Below are 4687 nucleotides of genomic sequence, written 5' to 3'. Positions count from 1 at the left end.
GGGAAAAATATGAAGATGAATTTGAAAAAAATGGATTACAAAATATATTTTTCTCGGGTATCCTCAAAAAATAAATCGTTCGATGATTTATGGTATGGAGGTTTTTATGAAGAAATTAATGAAAAATATTCATTTACAAAATTATCAAGGTCTTATTGAAAATGCACTTTTAGAAATGGAAAACACCCAAATAATGAAACGAATTTGGGATCATGATTTTACAGTATGGAAAAATAGCCCAGAAGAAATTTCAAATCGTTTAGCATGGCTGGAGATTGCTCAAGAAATAACTGGTGAAATAAAAGAAATAAATAATTTTGTAAATGAATTGTTGATGGAAGGATATAAGCAAGTTATTCTTATGGGGATGGGAGGATCAAGCTTGGCTCCAGAAGTATATCGAAAAACCTTTGGAGTAAAAGAAGGATACCTTGATCTTTGGATTTTAGATAGTACTGACCCCGGGATGATCCAGTCCTATACCAGACGTCTTGATCCCCATAATACCATGTTTATTGTTTCTACAAAATCAGGGGGTACGATTGAGACTCTTTCTTTTTTTAAATATTTTTATACTTTTTTAGTTGATAAACTTGGAAAAGCAGAGGCAGGGAAGCATTTTATTCTTATAACAGATCCAGAAAGCAGTTTGATCGAAATAGCCCAAACCTATCATTTTCGCAAAACTTTCCTTAATAACCCGAATTTAGGTGGTCGTTATTCCGCTCTCTCCCACTTTGGTTTGGTTCCAGCAGCTATGATTGGAATAGATATCTCCCTCTTATTAGAAAGAGCTCAAGTCATGATGAAAAGATGCCAACCAGATATTCCCTATAAAGACAATCCAGCAGCATTTATAGGGGTATTATTAGCGGAAATGGCAAAAAACTGGAGAGATAAAGCGACCTATATACTCACTCCGGATATTCAAAGCTTTGGTGACTGGGTTGAGCAACTCATAGCCGAGAGCACTGGAAAAGAAAAAAAAGGGATCTTGCCGGTTGTCAAAGAATCTCTGGGTGATCCCATGTTTTACTTTAAAGACCGACTCTTTATTGTTATGTCTCTCCCTTTGACCGAATTGTCCTGGATAGGAAAGATCAATAATTTAGTTTTATCTGGACAACCGGTAATACATCTGGAACTCAAGGATTATTATGATATTGCTGGTCAGTTTTTTCTCTGGGAATTAGCTACTGCTGTAGCCGGTTATCGTCTTGAGATTAATCCATTTAATCAACCAAACGTTGAAATTTCCAAAAAAATAACTCGTCAGATTATTAAGAAGTATTCTGAGGGATCTCCGATTGACGAACCTGGGCCATTGGTAAAACAGGACGAGATGATTGTGTATGGTGACATTGAAGCTCATGATCCTTATGAAGCTTTGAGGAATTTTTTAAGTCCCTGTCACCCTGGAGATTATATTGCCATTCAAGCTTATATTTATCCTAATCGTGAAACTGAATGTTTACTTCAAAGATTGTGTACAGTGCTTCGAGATTCCTTCCAAGTTGCTACTACAGTAGGATATGGTCCTCGTTTTTTGCATTCAACTGGTCAGCTTCATAAGGGAGATGCAGGAAATGGATATTTTATCCAGTTTACCTCAGAACCAAATGTTGATGTTCCAATACCTAATGAAGCTGGTTCTTGGGAATCACAGGTGAGTTTTGGTGCACTCATAAAATTTCAAGCCTTAGGGGATTATTATGCCCTCCAAAATGGAAAGAGAAAAATAATCCGTTATCATTTTGAAAACGAGGTCAGCGTTGGATTAGATCGGCTGATTAGATCACTCCAATAAACCCACCATACTATGGATAAAAAGGCAATTTTCGCAGTAACAATTAGCGTCCTTTTTTGGTCTTCGGCTTTTGCAGGCATACGGGATGGATTGAAGTCTTATCAACCCGGGCATCTTGCTTTATTGCGGTTTTTAGTTGCATCAGGATTTCTAATTGTTTATGCTTTAATGACCAGAAAGGTTCGCTTTCCTAAGCTTAGAGACTTACCAGCGGTTGTTGTCCAAGGAATTTTAGGTATAACAATTTATCACGTAGCTTTAGTCTATGGGGAAAAAACAGTCATTGCGGGAACTGCCAGCCTGATTATTGCCTTGAGTCCGATATTTTCATCTCTTTTAGCTTTCCTTTTTCTGAATGAAAACCTTAAAAAAATTGGATGGATGGGTATTCTAATCAGTTTTTTTGGAGGGATACTTATTGTTTTAGGTGAAAATCAAGGTTTTAGTCTAAATGTTGGTGTATTCCTTATTCTGGTTGCGGCTTTCTCTTCCAGTGTATATATCGTTTACCAAAAACCGTACTTTATAAAATACTCTCCCTTAGAACTCACTTGTTATACCATTTGGGGAGGTACAATTTTTCTGCTTTATTTTGCTCCGGGTTTCTTTTCAGCCATCAATCAGGCAGCATTTTCTCATACCCTTTCAGTGATTTACTTGGGTTTATTTCCAGCAGCCATTGGTTATTTAACCTGGACTTATGCTCTTTCTAAAACGCCGGTAGCTGTGGTGTCGAGCTTTATTTACTTACAACCTGCCCTGGCGATATTTATAGCCTGGTTATGGTTAAAAGAAATTCCTTCACTATTATCGTTAGTTGGTGGCGCTATTTCATTGGTAGGGGTTATTATGGTAACGAAATGGGGAAGATGATCGATTAGGAATAGGAGGCATGCTGAATATGGATATAAAAAACATTGTCCTGACTGGAGCTAGCCGAGGAATTGGAGAATCAATTGCAAGAAAATTGGCTAAAAATGGCTTTAACGTGTTCGGTTTTGCTCGTAATATTGATCGACTGGATTCTTTAGTAAAAAAAGGAAATGATCGTATATTTGCCTATCAGGTTGATGTTACCGAGCCAGATCAAATACAAAAAGCCTATGAGGAAATTGAAACCAATTACGGGCCGATTGATGTTTTGATCAATAACGCAGGGATTTATCAAGGAATCGAATTTTATAAACAGGGTATTGATCGTATAAGTAAAATCATCGATATCAATTTAAAAGGAACACTTTTTTGTACACGGTTAGTGCTCCCCTATATGATGGAAAGAAAAAGGGGAAGGATCATTAACATATCCTCGGTCTCTGGAACCCGTGGTATTCCTTTAGAAGTTGCCTATGGAGCATCGAAGCATGGTATGATTGGTATGGCTGATGCTTTAGCTCAAGAAGTTAAACCCTATGGAATTATTATTGCCACTATCTGCCCCGGAGCAGTTGATACTCCGCTTTGGCATGGTGATTCTCCTTATCAGGGAGATATCAATGAAGTTACCAAGCCAGAAGAAATTGCCGAATGTGTATTTTACTTGCTAAATCAATCAGATCGAACAATCTATAAAAGGATAATTTTATTTCCCCGAAATGAATGGCATTAAGTTTAATAGAAATATAGGGTGCTTATAAGTATATACAAATGAAAGGGGGGTCTCATATGCGATATGTAGAATTAGTCGATCTTAGAAAGTTTGAGCAAAAAGAAGGACCAATTCCAGAGGTCAAACCGGATGAAATTAGAATTAAAGTACAAAGAGTAGGGGTATGTGGTTCAGATATGCATGCCTATCAGGGCACACATCCTTTTGTACATCCTCCTATGGTTTTAGGGCATGAAGTGGCAGGGATAGTCGATGAGGTTGGGAGTCAGGTAAAAAATTTAGCCAAAGGTGATTTAGTGACGATTGAACCAAATTTAGTTTGTGGTGAATGTTATAACTGCCGGACCGGAAGATACAATATTTGTGAAAAGCTTCAAGTAATAGGATGTGTTGGATATTATGGTGGGCAATCTGAGTATTTAGTTGTTAAAGCTGATGAAGTTTTTAAGCTTCCCAAAGATTGGGATGCCGATAAAGCAGTATTGATTGAACCTCTTGCGGTAGGGGTTCATGCCGTTCGTCAGGCAAAAATGTTAACCGGAGCGAATATAATTATCATCGGTGCCGGTATGATTGGACAGGCAACCCTCCAAGCTGCCTTTGTTGCTGGAGCGAAACAAATTCTTGTTTCTGATCCTGTTGACATTAGGTTAGAATTAGCTAAGAAATCCGGTGCAACTATGGTTGTGAATCCAAAGAAAGAAGATATTTATCAAGTAGTTAAGAAATATTTTGGTTCCGATTGCCCTGATATAGTTTTTGATTGTGTTGGCAATGAAATAACTTTGGATACTGCCATAAATTTGGCTCGTAAAGGGAGTAAAATTATTATGGTTGGAGTACCCGAAGGGAAAATACCGGTTAATATGGCCTATGTTCAGGATAGGGAATTGGAAATCATTGGAACTATTATGTATACCGCTGTCGACTATGAAGCGACTATTCAATATCTAAATGATGGCCGAATGAAAACCGATGGCTTAGTGACCCATCATTTTAGTTTAGACCAAGTGTATGATGCTTTTGAAACCGCACTCAATCCTTCTCGAGGCTCATTAAAAGTCCTTATTGATGTAAGTGAGTAAATCATGTTAAAAGGGCTGGGTTAGTTTCAAGATTTTTCAGTCTTTTACCCAGCCTACTTTCAATTTAGCCATTAATTTAGAATTTCCCCCTTTTTTATTTCAAATTGAATCGTTTCTAAATATATTTATAATAATATTGGGAAATAGCTTGACATTAAAGTACTTTTTTAATTAAAATAAAAATGTCAA

4 protein-coding genes are annotated in these 4687 nt (G+C 37.1%); all 4 read left to right on the top strand.

All coding sequences use genetic code 11. The features are described from left to right. Positions 1 to 106 precede the first annotated feature (106 nt). The 4 genes from PLK24_RS08500 to PLK24_RS08485 are packed head-to-tail and all read left to right on the top strand — an operon-like array spanning position 107 to position 4498. Positions 107 to 1807 carry a phosphoglucose isomerase-related protein gene (locus PLK24_RS08500; protein ID WP_324478164.1) on the top strand — a complete coding sequence of 567 codons (1701 nt, stop codon included), beginning with the start codon at positions 107 to 109 and terminating at the stop codon, positions 1805 to 1807. 12 nt (positions 1808 to 1819) lie between these two features. Further along, complete coding sequence (locus tag PLK24_RS08495; protein ID WP_324478162.1) at positions 1820 to 2680, top strand: DMT family transporter; 861 nt, start codon at positions 1820 to 1822, stop codon at positions 2678 to 2680. Between the two features lie 28 nt (positions 2681 to 2708). Then, a complete protein-coding gene (locus tag PLK24_RS08490) occupies positions 2709 to 3413 on the top strand; it encodes an SDR family oxidoreductase (RefSeq protein WP_324478160.1) in 705 nt (234 codons plus the stop codon). 56 nt (positions 3414 to 3469) lie between these two features. After that, a complete protein-coding gene (locus PLK24_RS08485) occupies positions 3470 to 4498 on the top strand; it encodes a zinc-dependent alcohol dehydrogenase (protein ID WP_324478158.1) in 1029 nt (342 codons plus the stop codon). The last annotated feature ends 189 nt before the right edge of the window (positions 4499 to 4687 follow it).

The sequence above is a fragment of the Atribacter sp. genome, assembly GCF_035418125.1.
Taxonomy (GTDB): domain Bacteria; phylum Atribacterota; class Atribacteria; order Atribacterales; family Atribacteraceae; genus Atribacter; species Atribacter allofermentans.
Note: the sequence above shows the minus strand (reverse complement) of the source record. Positions and strands in the feature narration are given on the sequence as shown.

Bases quoted from the DNA above. Each gene is read 5' to 3' on its own strand.
- PLK24_RS08500 (WP_324478164.1), top strand. From the start codon at position 107: ATGAAGAAATTAATGAAAAATATTCATTTACAAAATTATCAAGGTCTT.
- PLK24_RS08490 (WP_324478160.1), top strand. From the start codon at position 2,709: ATGGATATAAAAAACATTGTCCTGACTGGAGCTAGCCGAGGAATTGGA.
- PLK24_RS08495 (WP_324478162.1), top strand. From the start codon at position 1,820: ATGGATAAAAAGGCAATTTTCGCAGTAACAATTAGCGTCCTTTTTTGG.
- PLK24_RS08485 (WP_324478158.1), top strand. From the start codon at position 3,470: ATGCGATATGTAGAATTAGTCGATCTTAGAAAGTTTGAGCAAAAAGAA.